We start from the raw sequence: 17,017 nt of genomic DNA on the forward strand, positions 1-17,017 counted from the left end.
GCAGGCGGTCAGCAGAGAGTCAATGAAACAGCAAGATAAAAGCGATGCGAAACGCAGAAAACAAAAAAACCGCTAAAGCGGCTTCTGAAAAGAGATGGTCGGTGATGCAAGATTCGAACTTGCGACCCCTTGGACCCAAACCAAGTGCGCTACCAAGCTGCGCTAATCACCGACGTATTTTGTAAAGCTAGATGGGGTGGCTGATGGGGCTCGAACCCACGACAACCGGAATCACAATCCGGGACTCTACCAACTGAGCTACAGCCACCACGGTAGAACTTCTGTTGTTGCAATGGCGCGCCCGATAGGACTCGAACCTATGACCCACGGCTTAGAAGGCCGTTGCTCTATCCAGCTGAGCTACGGGCGCCAACTCGAGGCCGCGAGGCTCTCTAAGATGGTCGGTGATGCAAGATTCGAACTTGCGACCCCTTGGACCCAAACCAAGTGCGCTACCAAGCTGCGCTAATCACCGACATCGTTACACTACTGCAACGGGGCGGAATATTACAGCCCGGCTGCAGGAGCGTCAAACCTTTTTTTGCCGCGCCAAGACTGATTGCTCATAATTTAAACCTTCTGGCGCTTTCGCTGAAATTAGCCGCACTCAAAGCCATTTTTTTAAACAATTTCTGGCACTTATTCAGTCCGGTTCAGGATTCAGGTTGGCCTGCTCCGCTCTGCTGTGCGACAATTAGCGCCCATCAGATCCAGCAACTAAATGAGTAATCCGATGGCAGCACAAATCATTGATGGCAAGGCAGTTGCCCAATCCACCCGCAACCAGGTTGCAGCACGGGTCCAGCAACGTCTGGCCGCTGGCAAACGCGCCCCAGGCCTGGCTGTTGTGTTGGTAGGGCTGGATGCCGCTTCTCAGGTCTACGTAGGCAGCAAACGCAAGGCCTGCGAGGAAGTAGGCTTTGAATCCTTTTCTTATGACCTGCCTGCCAGTACCAGCCAACAGGATTTAATGGCATTGATTGACACCTTGAATGCCGACCCAAAAGTCGACGGTATTCTGGTGCAATTGCCGTTGCCGGCAGGTCTGGATGCTTCCGCCATTCTGGAACGCATTAACCCGCTGAAAGACGTTGATGGTTTTCATCCATACAATATTGGCCGTTTGGCACAACGCATGCCTGCGCTGCGCCCTTGCACACCGAAAGGCATTATTAAGCTGCTGCAAAGCACCGGGGTGCAAATTCGCGGTATGGATGCGGTTGTCGTCGGCGCATCCAATATTGTCGGTCGTCCCATGGCGCTGGAACTGCTGCTGGCGGGCTGCACCACCACCGTCTGCCATAAATTCACCAAAAATCTGGAACAGCAAGTGCGCCGCGCAGATTTGTTGGTGGTGGCCGTGGGTAAAGCTGAATTTATCCCTGGCGACTGGATTAAACCGGGCGCCATAGTGATTGACGTGGGTATTAACCGTCTGGACAGCGGTAAGCTGGTCGGTGATGTGCAATTTGACAAAGCAGCTGAACAGGCCCGTTTTATCACGCCTGTACCTGGTGGGGTCGGCCCTATGACAGTAGCTTGCCTGATTGAAAATACCCTGGAAGCCTGCGAGCAGTTCCACGATCAGGCTTAGCCGTCACGGATTATAAAAAAGGGCCATTTGGCCCTTTTTTATTTAGCTCAAGCAGCTTTCAACCGATACTTCTGATGCGCCAGCAGCAGCGCAATCAGGCTGATCAGTGCCACTGCTGCCCCTATGGCTTTGCTGTAATGCGCAGGCAGCGCAAAACCTATAGGAGCAGTGGCAATATAAGCCACAGTAATAGCAGTGCCTATCACAGCCGGAATACTGGCAATCCAATGAAAGGTACCGCGGTCAAACAGGTATTTAGTTGCCAGCCACAAGACGCTGGTGGAGAGCAACATGTTGGAGAAGGCGAAGTAGCGCCAGATCAACGAGAAATCCAGCAAGGTCATCAGGTAAGCGACAAACAGAATAGGCACCGCCAGCAACAGGCGGTTACGCACGCTTTGTGGAATAGCAAAGGCATCCACTATGGTCAGACGCAAGGCACGAAACGCCGTATCACCCGACGTAATAGGGAAAGCTGCGACCGCCAGCACCGCCATCACGCCCCCCAGAACGCCCAGATAGCTGGTCGAAATATGGTTGACCACTAAACCCGGGCCCCCCTGATCCAGCATGGCTTTGAGCTCGACATAACCGCCCGGGAAGGCAGAAATACCGGCCAGAGCCCAGACACAGGCCACAATACCTTCACACATCATGGCACCGTAAAACACCGGACGGGCGTATTTTTCATTGGTCAGACAGCGGGCAATAATAGGCGACTGGGTGGAATGAAAACCACTGATCGCACCACAGGTAATGGTCAGGAACAACAGAGGCCACACCGGCAAGCCATCCGGATTCGGCTGCAACAGCTCATGTTCCTGATGACTATGGGTGAAATAGGCAAACACATCCTGCACCTGCGGCAGATGTGGCGCTTCCAGCAGCAAGGCACCGGCTATCAGCGTGGTCATGACGATCATCAGACCGCCAAAAAACGGATAGAGACGCGCAATAATTTTGTCCACCGGCAACAAGGTCGCCAGAAAGTAATAAAACAAAATGGCCAGAACCCAGAAGGTGTTGTTTTCCAGGATAGTGCCATCAAAGACACTCAGGTTCGCCAGTAAACCGGCCGGGCTCATAATAAACACCACACCGACGAAAAACAGCAACATGGCCGTGAACACCAGCATCAAACCTTTAAACACCACATTGTAATAGTGGCGGGCTATCTCAGGCAGGCTTTTACCATCTTCCTTCAGGCTCATCACTCCTGAGAAGTAGTCATGCACAGCACCACCAATGATGTTGCCAATAACAATCCAGACCAGCGCCACCGGCCCATACAAAGCCCCCAGGATAGGCCCAAAAATAGGACCTACCCCAGCGACATTCAGAAACTGAATTAAAAATGCCCGGGTTGGGCTCAGGGCCACATAATCCACACCTTCGCTGAAGCGTTGTTGTGGTGTGGCAGCGGATGGATCTATCCCCGCCTGTTTCTCGACAAAAGGGCTGTAAAATTTATAACCCAGCGCAAGAATGGCAAGGCATAGAAAGAAGATCAGCATAAGGTACTGTCCTGTCTGGCTTTTATTGACAGACTCTATCCTAACAGGACAACAATAAACACCCAATTAGCCAATGGTCGGATCTGGAAGGCAAGCAAGGCGGAAAGCGTTACAGCTTCCCGCTCAGCACCAACCCTGCCAATGCAGAAAACACCAGCATAAAGACCCCGCTGTAAAACAGCGCATTCAAGGCTTTAGGAGCCGCAGCCAGCGTTGTTTTGCCTTTGAGCACATCCCAATAGATGTCGGGCTGCAGCGCAAACACCAAAGCAATCAGCATCACGCCGGTCAAACGGCTGTACTCCAGTTGTGTCAGGCTGGCATTGTAAGTGCCCAGTCCCAGTACAAGGAGTGCAGCGCATACGGCTGCAGCAGACAACAGCCGCAGCCATAACGGGGCTTTTTCAGAAGGAAGTAACGCCATAATTGGCATCCACCAGTTCGCTGGTTTTCAGCTCAGACACCTGCGGCTGGCTGTTAAACCATGCAGTTACAGCGGCAATGTCTTCCACAGTGGCAGAGCCGTAACGGTGGGCTGACCAGATAAAAGCTTCAAACTGAGTGTTATCCCCACCACCGGCCATCACCAGATCACGTTGTTCAACCTGGCCAATCACGTTTTCCAGAAATGCACTGAAAGCATGTTCATCAGCCAAAGCCAACTTACAGGACAACATAAAACCATATTCAGCAAACTCACCCAGATACAGCTTTTTTTGTAAACGACGGCTTTTCACTTTAGACACACTAAACTCCTTAGTCCCAATTCAATCGATGCGCGATCCTGAAGGCTGGACGCCACAGATTCAAGTTATTTTTCTGCACGGCCCCGGTACTGACAGACAAACATCTGCACATTGCTTCGGATGATTTGCGCACGCTTGGCGCTGTAATCGTGCATCTGGAACACCACGGGCCAGAAGGCAAACGCCTTGCATAACCCCCAGAACTGGGTCTCCGCCATTCTCAGGTCATCAATCTGTAACACCCCGGCCTGATGCGCCTGAGCCAGAAAGCGGCTTAAGCCTTTCTCTTTTTCCGACACCTGCTGGATCATTTGTTCAATCAGTTGCGGCTGACGAATATACTCCGCCAGCAGCACCCTGGCCTTCTCGATAAAATCAGCCTGAGAGTACAATTGCCACATGGCTTCGGTGATGTTTTCCAGCTGCACCACAATGTCTGTTGCCGGATCATACTCCACATTGGTGACGTCTTTACTGAGTTGCCAGAACGACTCCGTCACCGCCTGAAACAAGGCCTCTTTGCTTTCAAAGTGGTTGTACACAGTGCGTTTGGACACCGCCGCCCGCTCAGCAATGGCATCCATACTGGCACCGGCAAAACTTTTTTCTTTAAATTCAGCCAAGGCCGCTTTATGAATGTCCAGACGCTTTTGCTCTGAACGACTGAGTTTCTCCACCTGACTGACTCCGTAAAACCTAATCTGAAAAAAATTTTACACTACTGAGTTTACTTTTTCATGGCTTTTATTAAACTACACCGTGTAGTTTACTTTAATCTTCATCTCAGGAGCCCATATGAACAGCCAGACAGCTCACCCGATCCGTGTTCAGGCCGACACTCAGGACAAAACCCCCTGGGTTCGCATTTTATGGCGCTACCTGAGCCAGAAGGTGGCGGACAAAACCCCAAGCCAGGCCTTGCCGGTGCAACAGCCCGATTTATCAGGCAAAGACAATCTGGTGATACGTCTGAGCCACAGCACAGTACTGCTGCGTCTTGACGGCCAGTACCTGCTGCTGGACCCGGTTTTTTCAGAGCGGGCCTCTCCCCTGTCGTTTGCGGGCCCAAAACGCTTCCATCCGTTGCCGATGCAGATCAGCGACTTGCCGGAAATGTCAGCCGTGCTGATCAGCCATGACCATTATGATCATCTGGATAAAAAGTCAGTGCAGCAACTGGACGCCAAAAGCCGTTGTTTTATTGTGCCGCCTGGGGTGGACCAGCATTTAATCCGCTTTGGTATTGCTGCCGATAAAATCCGCGTGCTGGACTGGTGGGAACAGACCCAACTGGGCAGTCTGACCATTCACGCCACGCCAGCCCAGCATTTTTCCGGCCGCGGTTTCTGGGATAAAAACCAGACCTGCTGGGCTTCTTTTGTGGTGGAGTCGAGCCAACAACGGATCTTCTACAGTGGCGACAGTGGGTATTTCAATGGCTTCGCCCAGATTGGCCGGCGTTTTGGCCCTATTGATTTAGCCCTGATTGAAACCGGCGCTTACGACGAGCTGTGGCCTGATGTGCATATGCAGCCTGAGCAGAGTTTAAGAGCGCATCTGGATTTACAGGCCAGGTACCTGATGCCCGTGCATAACAGCAGTTTTGATCTGGCCATGCATGCCTGGTACGAACCGCTGGAACGGCTGGCGCTGGCCGCCGAAGCCTACCAGGTACCGCTGGTGACCCCTGTGTTTGGCGCCGCAGTGAAACTGGCACAACTTGGTCAGCCACAGCAACCCAACCTGTATTGGTGGCGCGAGCTGATGCCATCCGGCGCGACCCTGTCGTTGGAACCGCTGTTTATCCCCGCATAAAAAACCTTCATTAACCGGGGCGGCTTTGTTAGCATAGCCGCCCTTTTTCATGTCTGGCGTCAGGTCAGAGCGCTGAAACTGAACACAAAAAGCGCAGTGAGCTGGAGCGCAGTTTTTGTGTCTCTGCCAGTCGCTGCATCCGTTGATTTAAATTGTGACAGGTCGCCTATGTGGTCTTATTTACAACAGCACTGGTTTTATAACCTGCGTGCTGACCTGCTTTGTGCCGTGCTGGTTGCACTGGCACTGATCCCGGAAGCCATTGCGTTTTCCATTATCGCCGGAGTCGATCCCAAAGTCGGCCTGTACGCCTCGTTCGCTATTGCCGTGATCACCGCCTTTGCCGGTGGCCGCCCTGCGATGATTTCTGCCGCCACAGGCGCCATGGCACTGCTGATGGTGACGCTGGTGAAAGAACATGGCCTGCAGTATCTGCTAGCCGCCACCTTGCTCTGTGGCGTGCTGCAAATTCTGTTTGGTTTATTAAAACTCGGGGAGCTGATGCGTTTTGTCTCACGCTCCGTCGTCGTTGGATTCGTCAACGCACTGGCCATTCTGATTTTTATGGCCCAGTTACCAGAGCTGACCGACGTCAGTTGGCCTGTTTATGCCATGACAGCCGCAGGTCTGGGTATTATCTATTTATTGCCTTATGTCACCAAAGCCGTGCCTTCGCCGCTGGTCTGCATTGTGGTGCTGACGGCGGTGGCTATTGGTTTTGATATAGAGATCCGCACTGTCGCCGATATGGGCGACTTACCCGACAGTCTGCCGGTTTTCCTCTGGCCACAAGTGCCGCTGAACTTTGAGACACTGCAGATTATTTTCCCTTATTCTCTGGGCCTGGCATTGGTCGGCTTACTGGAATCGCTGATGACTGCCACCATAGTGGATGACTTAACCGACACGAACAGTAACAAAAGCCGGGAATGTATTGGTCAGGGCGTTGCCAATATTGGCTCGGGCCTGATTGGCGGTATGGCTGGCTGTGCCATGATTGGTCAGTCGATGATCAACGTGAAATCAGGCGGCCGCAGCCGGTTATCCACCCTGATGGCCGGTGTCCTTTTGTTGTGTTTTGCCGTGTTTCTTGGTGACTGGGTCGGGCAGATCCCTATGGCTGCCCTAGTAGCCGTGATGATTATGGTCTCCATCAGCACCTTTAACTGGCAGTCAGTGAAAGACATGCGCAGCAACCCGCGGAGCTCCAGTTTCGTGATGCTGGTTACAGTAGCGGTGGTGGTGTATAGCCACAATCTGGCATTTGGCGTGTTCGCCGGTGTGTTACTCAGCGCCTTGTTTTTTGCTCACAAAGTCGGGCAATTGCTGGCCATACAGTCCGAGCTGAGCCCCGACGGCCAAAGCCGGCTGTATCGGGTCACAGGCCAGGTATTTTTTACATCAGCCGATGCCTTTTCTGCAGCTTTTGATTGCAAAGAAGGCCTGCCCAAAGTGCAAATCGATTTAAGTCACGCGCATTTTTGGGATGTAACGGCCGTCAGCGCGCTGGACAAGGTGGTATTGAAGTTTCGCAAAGCAGGAACTGATGCCGAGGTTTTAGGCCTGAACCAGGCCAGTGCCACTTTGGTCGATAAGTTTGCTGTTCATAATAAGCCAGAAGCCATAGAGCAACTGATGCACTGACGCCAGACAAAGGAGCCGTAATGGCTCCTTTGTTTTGCATCAATACCCTTTGACCGGGTCAAACCACAGCTCAGCGTTATCCAGGGGCGTTTCTTTGGGTAACAGGGGGTTGATCAGTTCGATACGGGTACGCCCTGCCAAATCCGCTTTATCGAGCGCCGGGCCAAAACAACGCAAAAACAATGCCTGCATACTGCCATCCTCAATGGCTGTCCTCAACCCCAGCTCTATCGCAGCGGCCAGCTCCTTATTGTCTTTCTGCACAAAAAAATACAAAGGCGCGATGTAATGCAATACCCATTTAGGTGCAACCCTCAGCCCAAGGGACTCACGCTCTGAGAGCTCGGACCAGATCTCCGTCACAGAGCGTGGGAAATAGTCCACCCGGCCGAACTTCACCATACGGAACATGCCTTCAAAATCACCACTGCCCAGCACCCTGAACTGATTCGCCTGCAACACCGGAAAATCAGGCCAGTCACTGCCTTGAATCGCCAATAACCGGTGCAGTTGTTCACTGGTCAGCTCCTCAAACTCATGGAGCCGGTCCGGCACTATGACCAGAAGACGCCAGCCCAGCAGACCCCGGTCAATAGGAATACGGATGGGCCTGAGCTGCTGTTCACGTTCGGGGCTGGTCATGGTCCAGAGCACATCTATGCCCTGCGCTTTACTCACCTGGCGCAAGGTACGATGCTGAGTCATCACTGAGGCACTGGGGAGCGCCCGGTAATCCGCGCCGGATTTTTCAAGCGCCAGTTTCAGTAAGGCCACCGGATAGTCGCCACGCTCATCGGAGGATAAAGTTTCAGGCCAGGCATAAACCACCGGCGTGGCTGCCACAGACTGGAATGAAAACACGAACATCAATTGAAGTAACAGGATGGAGCCGATGCGCATAATGAACCTTGCCTGTTCCGTCCCCAAAGCGCGGACTGTTGTCTCAGTCTAGTTAAAATAAAGACAACAGCCAGCCATTTATCCCGTTTTATCAGCCACCTAACCAGCCTTTCAGTTTGTCTTTCACTTTGTCTTCAATTTTTTGTTTGGCTTTGTCTTTGGCCGCCTGACTGAGATCCGGTCTGATTTTCACATCAGACCAGGGGCCCTTGACCCGGACCGGAATGCAGAAGCCCTGGCTCTGCTGGGTGGCTCCCTGCCCTTCAATGCTGGCCACCAGACGGGGACTGAGCAGGTAATCCAGCTGCTGCGAAGGTAAATTCAGGCTGCCATGGCCGGTCAGCCGTAACAGCGGGCTTGCCAGCTGCAGGTCATCACTTTGCCCTATCCCCTGGGTGAAACGAATGCTGACTGATAATTCGGAGAAATCCGTTGCTTCCGAACTGCTGAAGTCTTGATCCAGATTCACCCCTTGTAGGTTGCCTTGCAGCGCCTGCTCAGCACTGCGCACCAGAGCGGCAATATTGGCTCCCCGGATGGCTCCGTCGGTAAATCGAAAGGCCACGGTGCCGGTTAAGCCTTCCATCAGCGCTTTCTGATGCTGACCACTGCTGGCGAGGTCGCCTTTGAGTTGACCTGTCCCCCGCAATTTATCAAAGCCTGCCGCATCGGTGAGTAATGGCTGTGCCGCGACACCGGATAAATCAAAGCTGGCCGCCAGTTGATAAGGGGTCGCTGCAGCATTCAGTTCCAACGCTGCGATGCCTTTGCCCTGATACGCCTGCAACTGGCTCAGTTCCAACCTGGCTTTGCCTTTATTCAGGCCTAATTTCATCTCGCTCTGACCCAGTTGAATGTCCTGAACACGTAAAGCGGCGAGTTTCAGCTGCTGGTCCAGATTGATTTGCTTCAGTGCAGATAAATCCAGTGGTGTGGTATCCCAGCCTGCAGCCGCTCCAGCCTGCGGTTCCTTAGCAGCGGGCCCTGAAGTCCCCAGGTACGGGTTCAAATTCAGCGCATTCAGCGCCAGATGACCGCTGATCCTCAGTGGTTCCATGAATTCAATGCGCTGCTCGCCGGCCAGCGTCAGTTTGTCGAGCTCCATCGTCAGGCCAGTCAGTTGCAGCTGCTGGTCGGTTAACAACAGGTCTGAACGCAAAGTAAAGGCATTCATCACCTCTGTATCTGCCTTGGTATTTATCTCAAACCAGGCCATCAGATCCCGCAACGAAGCGGCTTCCAGCGCTAATTTCCCTTGCAGATTGCGCTGATAACTGGCGTCCAGTTTCAATGCCAGCAGTTCATTATCTAACTGCAGCGCCAGACTGATTGGCTCTTTGGCCAACAGCGCCGCCAGATGATCCAGCTTCAGTTGCAGCTTTTGCGTTTTACCGCGGTAATCTGCAGCCCCCTGAATACTCAGCGGGCTCTTCAGGCTGTCAATCTCTATTTGCAATTGCAGTTTATCCAGCTTCTGTTCAGTGCCAGCCTGCATATCCACGTAACGCAGGCTGCCATCGACAATACGGATATCCCCCAGATGTAAATCCGCTATGGCTGCAGAAGCAGGCGTTTCAGTTTGGGCTGCACCGGCCGGGGCATTGGGTTCAAACAAGTGCCAGTTGGCTTTGCCAGCCGCATTTTTTTCCAGATACAAGGCTGGTTTTTCCAGTACAAACTCATCAATGCTGACAGTGCCGGACCAGAGGCTGCTCCAGTCCAGCCGCACCGTCAGTTGCTCTGCACTGAGCATAGTGCCCACCTGACTGCCTGGCTGATTGGCAAACTTCAGGCCTGTCAGCTGCAAGCCCAGCTGCGGAAACAGGGTCAGTGACGGCGTGCCATCCACCGCAATGCGGCGTCCGGTTTGTTGCTCCACCTGAGTGCTGACCTCGGCCCAGATTTTTTCCGTGGAAACAAACTGCGGTATCAGCAAGGCTGCAGCCAGAATCAACACCAGCAGAACAGCCACCAGTTTTAATGCGAATTTCATTTTTGCTCCTTGCCAATTGCATCAGAAAAGACCTAAGCATAACAGCTGCTAACTGAACCCTGGCTTTAGCTGTTGCCAGTAGGCGGCGGAAGTAAAACCAGCTAGAATGCGCGCCCTCACCATTCGGGGCCGCCTTATGAGCAGCAGTAACGCCTTATACACCGACTTGTCCGGCTATTACGATTTAATGTGTGCCGATGTCGATTACCCGGCACAAAGCCGGGCTATTCACCGGCTGCAACAGCTGTTTGGCAATGGCGGCATGCGGCATCTGGATTTAGCCTGCGGTACAGGGCCGCATATCCGGCAATTGCTGGACCTGGGCTACCAATGCCAGGGGCTGGATCTGAATGAGCCCATGCTGCAGCAAGGCCGGCAACGCTGCCCGGAAGCCTTGTTCTCGCAGGGCGATATGTGTGAGTTCAGTCTGACAGAACCTGTGGATCTGATTACCTGCTTTTTATATTCACTGCACTACTGCGCCACCTTAGAGCGGTTGCAGCGATGTATTGCACTGATCCATCAGGCACTGGCTGCGCAGGGGCTGTTTTGCTTTAACACTGTGGACAAAAACCACATCGACAACCAGTCGGTGCAACAGCACAGTGCTTTGCAGCATGGCAGCCATTTTTTATTCCAGTCCAGCTGGTATTATCCGGGCCAGGGTTCACAACAACAGCTGAAGTTATCCATTGTGCGCCGCCAGGCGGACCAGAGCGAAATCTGGCAGGACAGCCACACCATGGTCGCAACCAGCTTTGATCTGTTGCTGCACTATCTCGAGCCTTATTTTGAGGTCCATTTGCTGGAGCACGACTACCAGAAAATAGTGCCCTGGAATGGTCAGTCCGGAAACGCACTGGTCGTTTGTGTAAAAAAACAGCCTTAGCCCACCGCACCCAGCGTACTTTTCATCCGGTTCTGTTGCAGCACAGCGGCCACCTTGTCATAGTAATTTCACTAGGGCTTGTTAACGTTTCGAGATTAAATTTTGTTCGCTCTGGCGGAGTTCTGAACGCGAAATGAGGAGTGAAGTTTAGTTATTCTAAATGAGCGACGAGTGACAAAGTGCAGAGCGCCGCCAGACGAACCCGAAGGGCAGCGCCTGGCCGGTCTTTCTGCTGCGTTAGTACTCGTTTATGTAGAATAACTACATTGCACTCGCACTGCCTGGCATAAAAACCGGCCAGACTGCTGCAAAAACAACCCTGAAACGTCAACAAGCCCTACTATAAAAGCAAGGAATTCAGATGCCTGCATTCACCAGACTCTGCCATCTGCTGTTGTTATGCCTCAGTGTCAGCCTGGCCGCTGCACCTGCCCCCGAACGAACCCCATCCGCCACAGAGCGCCAGCAGGGCGATGGACCTTATAAGCGGCTGATTTTACGCGGCGTCACCTATATCAGTGGCGAAGGCGCGCCGCCTGTCGGCCCCGTGGATATGGTCATTGAAAAAGACCGTATCACCGACATTGTCACAGTGGGTAACCCTGGCGTGCCTGTGCTGACAGAAAACCGGCCTCAAGCCCAGCCTGGTGATAAAGAAATGGATTTAACCGGTATGTATGTACTGCCGGGTTTTATTGATATGCATGGTCATATAGGCGGCAGTGCCAACGGCATTCCGGCCGACTATGTGTTTAAACTCTGGCTGGCGCATGGCATTACCACAGTGCGGGAGCCCGGCAGTTTTAATGGCCTGGCCTGGACCCTGCGCCATGCCAAAGCATCGGAGCAAAACCTTATTGTCGCGCCCCGTATTGTGCCTTATGTCGGCTTTGGTCAGGGCCTGGGTAAACCCATTTTCAGTGCAGAACAGGCGCGGGATTGGGTCAAGGATGTGAAAAAAGCCGGAGCCGCAGGTATTAAATTTTTTGGGGCACCGCCCGCCATTATTGCTGCCGCCCTGGATGAAGCCAAAAAGCAACAGCTTGGTACCATGATGCACCATGCCCAGCTGAACGTGATGAGCACCAATGTGCTCGACAGCGCCCGTATGGGGCTGACGTCCATGGAGCACTGGTACGGTTTGCCCGAAGCGCTGTTTACCGGCCAGACCATTCAGAATTACCCCCTGAACTACAACTACCAGAACGAACAGGACAGATTCAGCGCTGCCGGTGAATTGTGGAAACAGGCAGCAGAACCAGGCTCTGAGAAATGGAATGCGGTACGGGATGAGCTGATTCAGCTGAACCTGACCATCAACCCGACCCTGACCATTTACGAAGCGAGCCGCGACGCCGAAGCTCAACGTAACGCACCCTGGCACCAGGACTACACCCTGCCCACCCTGACCAATTTCTTTAAACCCAACCGCTATGCCCATGGTTCTTATTGGTTCGACTGGGGCACTGAACAGGAAGTGGCCTGGCGGGAAAATTACCGCCTCTGGTTTCGTTTTTTAAATGACTTTAAAAACCATGGCGGCCGCATCACTGCAGGGTCTGACGCCGGTTACATCTACAAAATTTACGGCTTTGCTTACATTCAGGAGCTGGAGCTGCTGCGCGAGGCTGGCTTCCATCCGCTGGAAGTGATCCAGGCCGCCACCCGCAACGGTGCTGAGGCGCTGGGCATGGAACAGGACATTGGCAGTCTGCTGCCGGGTAAAAAGGCGGATCTGGTCGTGGTGGCGGAAAACCCGCTGGCCAATTTCAAAGTGCTGTTTGGCACCGGTCATTACCGGCTCAACGCCAATAACGAGCCCGAACGCAGTAAAGGGGTGAGGTACACAGTGAAAGACGGCATTGTGTATGACGCCCAGCAACTGCTGGCGGAGGTGCGCCAGATGGTGCGGCACGCCAAAGCCCAAACCAGCAAGCCATAAAGGCAAAAGGGCGGTCCATGCCGCCCTTTCCTTTCGTCCTCGCTGATTACTTCAGATCATAACGATCCGCATTCATCACCTTAACCCAGGCTTTGACAAAGTCCTGCACAAACTTGGTTTTGTTATCGTCCTGCGCATACACCTCAGCGTAAGAGCGCAGCACAGAATTGGAACCAAACACCAGGTCAACCCGGGTGGCCGTCCATTTCACCACACCGGTTTTACGTTCGACTACCTGGTACGAGTTTTTGCCTGTAGGTTTCCAGCTGAAGGCCATGTCCGTCAGATTGACAAAGAAGTCGTTACTCAGCACGCCCACCCTGTCCGTAAAGACACCATGGCTGCTGCCGCCATGGTTGGCGCCCAACACCCGCATACCACCAACCAGCACCGTCATTTCAGCGGCCGTCAGACCCATCAACTGAGTGCGGTCGAGCATCATTTCTTCCGGGCTCACCACGTAATCCTGTTTCAGCCAGTTGCGGTAGGCGTCATGCAGCGGTTCCAGCACCGCAAAGGATTCCACATCCGTCATCTCTTGCGTGGCATCACCACGACCTGGCGCAAAAGGCACTGTCACACTGACTCCGGCATCTTTGGCCGCTTTTTCCACCGCCGCACTGCCGCCCAGTACTATTAAATCGGCCAGACTGATTTTTTTGCTGAGCCCAGCCTGCAGCTGCTCCAGCACGGTCAACACCTTTTGCAGACGGGCTGGCTCGTTGCCTTCCCAGTCTTTCTGTGGAGCCAGCCGGATACGGGCCCCATTGGCACCGCCACGGTAATCCGAGCCCCGGTAAGTGCGGGCGCTGTCCCAGGCCGTTGCAACCAGCTCTGCCACCGACAAGCCTGTCGCCAGAATTTTTGCCTTCAGCTCTGCAATTTCAGCGTCGGACAAGGTGTAATTCACCGCCGGGATCGGGTCCTGCCAAATTAAATCTTCAGCCGGCACATCCGGGCCTAAATACCGGCTCTTCGGGCCCAGATCACGGTGCGTCAGTTTAAACCAGGCACGGGCAAAGACTTCTTCAAAATAGGCCTGGTCTTTATAGAAACGCTCGGAAATTTTGCGGTACTCCGGGTCCACTTTCAGCGCCATATCAGCGTCTGTCATCACCACCCTAGTACTGCCAGGGCCACCTTCCACATCCGTGGGGGTATCTTCAGGTTTCAGGTTCACCGGCTTCCACTGATGGGCACCGGCCGGGCTTTTAGTCAATTCCCAGTCGTATTCCATCAGCATTTTAAAGAAGCCGTTATCCCATTTAGTCGGGTGAGTCGTCCAGGCCCCTTCCACGCCACTGGTGACCGTATCGCGGCCAATACCGCGGCTTTGCCTGTTCACCCAACCGAAACCTTGCTCTTCAATAGCGGCGGCTTCCGGCTCAGGGCCCAAATTGGCCGCATTGCCATTGCCGTGAGCTTTACCAACTGTATGGCCACCGGCCGTTAACGCCACTGTTTCTTCGTCGTTCATCGCCATACGGGCAAAAGTCACCCGCATATCCTGAGCTGTTTTTAACGGATCCGGGGTGCCGTCCACCCCTTCAGGGTTCACGTAAATCAGACCCATCATCACGGCGGCCAAGGGGTTTTCCAGATCACGCTGTCCAGAATAACGGCTGCCTTCGCCACCGCTTTTCGCCAGCCACTGTTTTTCCGAGCCCCAATAAATATCTTTTTCCGGATGCCAGACATCTTCGCGGCCTCCGGCAAAACCGAAGGTTTTAAAACCCATCGACTCATAAGCCATATTGCCAGCCAGGATCATCAGGTCGGCCCAGGACAGTTTATTGCCGTATTTTTTCTTGATGGGCCATAACAAACGGCGGGCTTTATCCAGGTTACCGTTGTCCGGCCAGCTGTTCAGAGGGGCAAAACGCTGAGTACCAGTGCCACCACCACCGCGGCCATCCGCAATGCGGTAAGTACCGGCACTGTGCCAGGCCATGCGGATCATTAAACCACCATAATGGCCCCAGTCGGCCGGCCACCAGTCCTGTGACACCGTCATTAAGGCTTTTAAATCGGCTTTGACTGCGGCCAAATCCAACGACGCAAAAGCTTTGGCGTAGTTAAAATCCGGGTCCATAGGGTTGGTTTTACTGTCGTGCTGATGCAGGATGTCCAGATTCAGCGCATTAGGCCACCACTGCTCTGAAGCATTAGCCGTCACTGTTTTAGCGCCATGAGCGAACGGACAGGTTCCGGTAGATTTATCCATCAATACTTTCCTCATCGTTGAGATCACGTTAGTCAGGGTCTGGTTCGCCCCTTGGGTGCTATAAACCTTAGCCCCTTTTTTTGACAACAGAAAGAAAGTTAAATGAACAGCCCTAATCGATTTTATTGATATAAAACAGGATTATCCTTCTATCTTCAATGGCCATTTGGAATGTCTGAGCTGTCGCCAGACCAGCCGCTTGCATCCTTTCTATTTATGGTATACAAGTTACTATGCAATACATAGTAACTTGTATCACTGAGTATCAACCATGACAGATACAGACAAAAATTCTGACAAATGGGAAGCCCAGTTGCGTAAAGGGACCTTGGAACTGGTCATTCTGGCCCTGTTGCAACAGCGCACTTTGTACGGGCTGGAGCTGTTGAAACAACTGCAACAGTACAGATCCACAGCCATCAGTGAAGGCACCCTATACCCCTTGCTGGACAGACTGAAACGGGATGACCTGATCGACGCTGTCTGGGTGCAGGAACATGACACCAGACCACGTAAGTATTACAGCCTGGCCCCTGCTGGCGTCGAGCGGCTGGCCGCCCTGCTCCAGCTGTGGCGCCAATCCGTGGCCGACATTGAGCAGTTGTTGTCGCCTGTCTGTATCCCCTCAGCTGAGTGAAGGAGAAACTTAGATGCAAACCCATACCACAGTGCAACAGTACCTGCAGCAACTTGAGCTGTACCTTTCCCGACTGAGCCATCAGGAACGCAACGATGTGCTGCGGGAAATAGAAAGCCATTTGTTTGATGTGCTGGAGACCCAACCGGAGACAGATATCCACACAGTGCTGCAAGGCTTTGGTTCACCCCGCGAGCTGGCGGCGCATTATGTTGCCCACCTGACGACAGGAGCTCCACTGCCAACAGGCTTTAAAGCCATGACAAAGGTAAAACGGGGCGTCACCTACAGCCTGTATTTTTCAATGGCTGTATTTGGTGGTGTGGTCGCCATCAGTCTTTTGATCACAGCTCTGGCTAAACTGTTTTGGCCAGAGCATGTCGGGGTCTGGTCGGAATCGGCAGGTGAAGCCGTGACCCTGGGCATTATGGCCGACCCCAAACCAGCAGAGCTGGAAGTACTGGGGTTTGCGTTGGTGCCCGTCGCGGCTATCGCCAGCCTTGCGGTGTTCTGGCTTACCCGAAAGGTACTACAGGTGCTGAAAAAGCAACTTTAATCGTCGTCCTGCCACAGCTCATCGTCTTCGGCCAGCTGTTGCAGCAGTTCAGCCTGGCGTTTGAGCTGCCGGGCGCGGTCTGCCAGATCACCAGGCACCACCGGGCTGCCTTGCCAGTCTTGCCCTTTAACGGCACCGGCCGCCAAAGCGGCCCATTTTTTCGCAAAAGCCTGCAAAGCTTCACGGGGCTCCGCCAGATCTGTGGCAGGTAAATGATCAAAAGGCACAGGCTGGGGCTGCGTGCCACTGCTGTCCCCGGCCAGGATCCAGTGCCCGACAAAACCTGGATCGTCCGGGTCTTCCACCGCCCATAAGCTCAGATAAGGCGCACAGTCCCACTCGGGCCAGTCGCAAATTTCGCCGTGCTGAATTTGTTGTGTTGTGACATAAGCCACCACAGCCGGGTAGAGCTGCTCACACCAGGCCCAGTCGTCGGTTTCATCCAGTTGCATATCAGTGTTACTCAGAAGTGTTCAAGGCAGCATTGTCGGTAAGTCGGGCGTCAGCGGCAAGAAAAATAATACCGGAAAAAAAATGTCAGAAAAAAGCCCCGGGAGCCGGGG

At 53.4% G+C, this 17,017-nt stretch carries 15 protein-coding genes and 4 tRNA genes; 7 read left to right on the forward strand and 12 right to left on the reverse strand.

What is annotated here, in order from left to right:
• Positions 1 to 95: 95 nt before the first annotated feature.
• The 4 genes from WKJ03_RS02355 to WKJ03_RS02370 all read right to left on the reverse strand — a co-directional run bounded on the left by WKJ03_RS02355 (position 96) and on the right by WKJ03_RS02370 (position 475).
• A tRNA-Pro gene (locus WKJ03_RS02355) sits at positions 96 to 172 on the reverse strand.
• A gap of 20 nt (positions 173 to 192) precedes the next feature.
• Positions 193 to 268: transfer RNA gene (locus WKJ03_RS02360), tRNA-His, on the reverse strand.
• 25 nt (positions 269 to 293) lie between these two features.
• A tRNA-Arg gene (locus WKJ03_RS02365) sits at positions 294 to 370 on the reverse strand.
• Between the two features lie 28 nt (positions 371 to 398).
• A tRNA-Pro gene (locus WKJ03_RS02370) sits at positions 399 to 475 on the reverse strand.
• Positions 476 to 733: 258 nt separating this feature from the next.
• On the opposite strand from WKJ03_RS02370, the gene folD reads away from it, so the two are divergent.
• Positions 734 to 1,594 (forward strand): bifunctional methylenetetrahydrofolate dehydrogenase/methenyltetrahydrofolate cyclohydrolase FolD, encoded by an 861-nt coding sequence (folD, locus tag WKJ03_RS02375; protein ID WP_337840549.1) that lies wholly within the window; start codon positions 734 to 736, stop codon positions 1,592 to 1,594.
• A 47-nt stretch (positions 1,595 to 1,641) separates the two neighbouring features.
• On the opposite strand, the gene WKJ03_RS02380 is transcribed toward folD, so the two are convergent.
• The 4 genes from WKJ03_RS02380 to WKJ03_RS02395 all read right to left on the reverse strand — a co-directional run bounded on the left by WKJ03_RS02380 (position 1,642) and on the right by WKJ03_RS02395 (position 4,531).
• Entirely contained in the window at positions 1,642 to 3,108 is a 1,467-nt protein-coding gene (locus WKJ03_RS02380) for a carbon starvation CstA family protein (protein WP_337840550.1), read from the reverse strand.
• A 109-nt stretch (positions 3,109 to 3,217) separates the two neighbouring features.
• Positions 3,218 to 3,532 (reverse strand): hypothetical protein, encoded by a 315-nt coding sequence (locus WKJ03_RS02385; RefSeq protein ID WP_337840551.1) that lies wholly within the window; start codon positions 3,530 to 3,532, stop codon positions 3,218 to 3,220.
• Positions 3,513 to 3,854 (reverse strand): 50S ribosome-binding protein YggL, encoded by a 342-nt coding sequence (locus WKJ03_RS02390; protein ID WP_337840552.1) that lies wholly within the window; start codon positions 3,852 to 3,854, stop codon positions 3,513 to 3,515. The genes WKJ03_RS02385 and WKJ03_RS02390 overlap by 20 nt, the downstream gene beginning before the upstream one ends.
• Positions 3,855 to 3,919: 65 nt before the next feature.
• Complete coding sequence (locus WKJ03_RS02395) at positions 3,920 to 4,531, reverse strand: TetR/AcrR family transcriptional regulator (RefSeq protein WP_337840553.1); 612 nt, start codon at positions 4,529 to 4,531, stop codon at positions 3,920 to 3,922.
• A 118-nt stretch (positions 4,532 to 4,649) separates the two neighbouring features.
• Here WKJ03_RS02395 and WKJ03_RS02400 point away from each other — a divergent pair, with 118 nt between their 5' ends.
• Together WKJ03_RS02400 and WKJ03_RS02405 are read left to right on the forward strand one after the other, a co-directional pair.
• Complete coding sequence (locus WKJ03_RS02400; protein WP_337840554.1) at positions 4,650 to 5,669, forward strand: MBL fold metallo-hydrolase; 1,020 nt, start codon at positions 4,650 to 4,652, stop codon at positions 5,667 to 5,669.
• A gap of 168 nt (positions 5,670 to 5,837) precedes the next feature.
• On the forward strand, positions 5,838 to 7,313 hold the full coding sequence (locus WKJ03_RS02405; protein WP_337840555.1) for a SulP family inorganic anion transporter: 1,476 nt from the start codon (positions 5,838 to 5,840) through the stop codon (positions 7,311 to 7,313).
• Positions 7,314 to 7,352: 39 nt separating this feature from the next.
• Here the strand turns inward: WKJ03_RS02405 and WKJ03_RS02410 are convergent, their stop codons facing one another.
• Together WKJ03_RS02410 and WKJ03_RS02415 are read right to left on the reverse strand one after the other, a co-directional pair.
• The gene (locus WKJ03_RS02410; protein WP_337840556.1) at positions 7,353 to 8,213 is read right to left on the reverse strand and encodes a hypothetical protein; all 861 of its coding nucleotides are present in this window, start codon (positions 8,211 to 8,213) and stop codon (positions 7,353 to 7,355) included.
• Between the two features lie 91 nt (positions 8,214 to 8,304).
• On the reverse strand, positions 8,305 to 10,206 hold the full coding sequence (locus WKJ03_RS02415) for an AsmA family protein (RefSeq protein ID WP_337840557.1): 1,902 nt from the start codon (positions 10,204 to 10,206) through the stop codon (positions 8,305 to 8,307).
• Between the two features lie 136 nt (positions 10,207 to 10,342).
• On the opposite strand from WKJ03_RS02415, the gene WKJ03_RS02420 reads away from it, so the two are divergent.
• Positions 10,343 to 11,095 (forward strand): class I SAM-dependent methyltransferase, encoded by a 753-nt coding sequence (locus tag WKJ03_RS02420; protein ID WP_337840558.1) that lies wholly within the window; start codon positions 10,343 to 10,345, stop codon positions 11,093 to 11,095.
• 361 nt (positions 11,096 to 11,456) lie between these two features.
• On the forward strand, positions 11,457 to 13,037 hold the full coding sequence (locus WKJ03_RS02425) for an amidohydrolase family protein (protein ID WP_337840559.1): 1,581 nt from the start codon (positions 11,457 to 11,459) through the stop codon (positions 13,035 to 13,037).
• Positions 13,038 to 13,083: 46 nt separating this feature from the next.
• Here the strand turns inward: WKJ03_RS02425 and katG are convergent, their stop codons facing one another.
• Complete coding sequence (gene katG, locus WKJ03_RS02430; RefSeq protein WP_337840560.1) at positions 13,084 to 15,261, reverse strand: catalase/peroxidase HPI; 2,178 nt, start codon at positions 15,259 to 15,261, stop codon at positions 13,084 to 13,086.
• Positions 15,262 to 15,532: 271 nt separating this feature from the next.
• Between katG and WKJ03_RS02435 the strand changes: the two genes are divergently transcribed.
• Positions 15,533 to 15,898, forward strand: coding sequence for a PadR family transcriptional regulator (locus WKJ03_RS02435; protein ID WP_337840561.1), 366 nt, complete (start codon positions 15,533 to 15,535; stop codon positions 15,896 to 15,898).
• A gap of 13 nt (positions 15,899 to 15,911) precedes the next feature.
• Complete coding sequence (locus tag WKJ03_RS02440) at positions 15,912 to 16,454, forward strand: hypothetical protein (RefSeq protein WP_337840562.1); 543 nt, start codon at positions 15,912 to 15,914, stop codon at positions 16,452 to 16,454.
• Here the strand turns inward: WKJ03_RS02440 and WKJ03_RS02445 are convergent.
• Entirely contained in the window at positions 16,451 to 16,906 is a 456-nt protein-coding gene (locus tag WKJ03_RS02445; protein ID WP_337840563.1) for a DUF4826 family protein, read from the reverse strand. The two genes, WKJ03_RS02440 and WKJ03_RS02445, sit on opposite strands and share 4 nt — an antisense overlap.
• Between the last annotated feature and the right edge of the window lie 111 nt (positions 16,907 to 17,017).

The sequence above is a fragment of the Rheinheimera sp. genome (genome assembly GCF_037442525.1).
Taxonomy (GTDB): domain Bacteria; phylum Pseudomonadota; class Gammaproteobacteria; order Enterobacterales; family Alteromonadaceae; genus Pararheinheimera.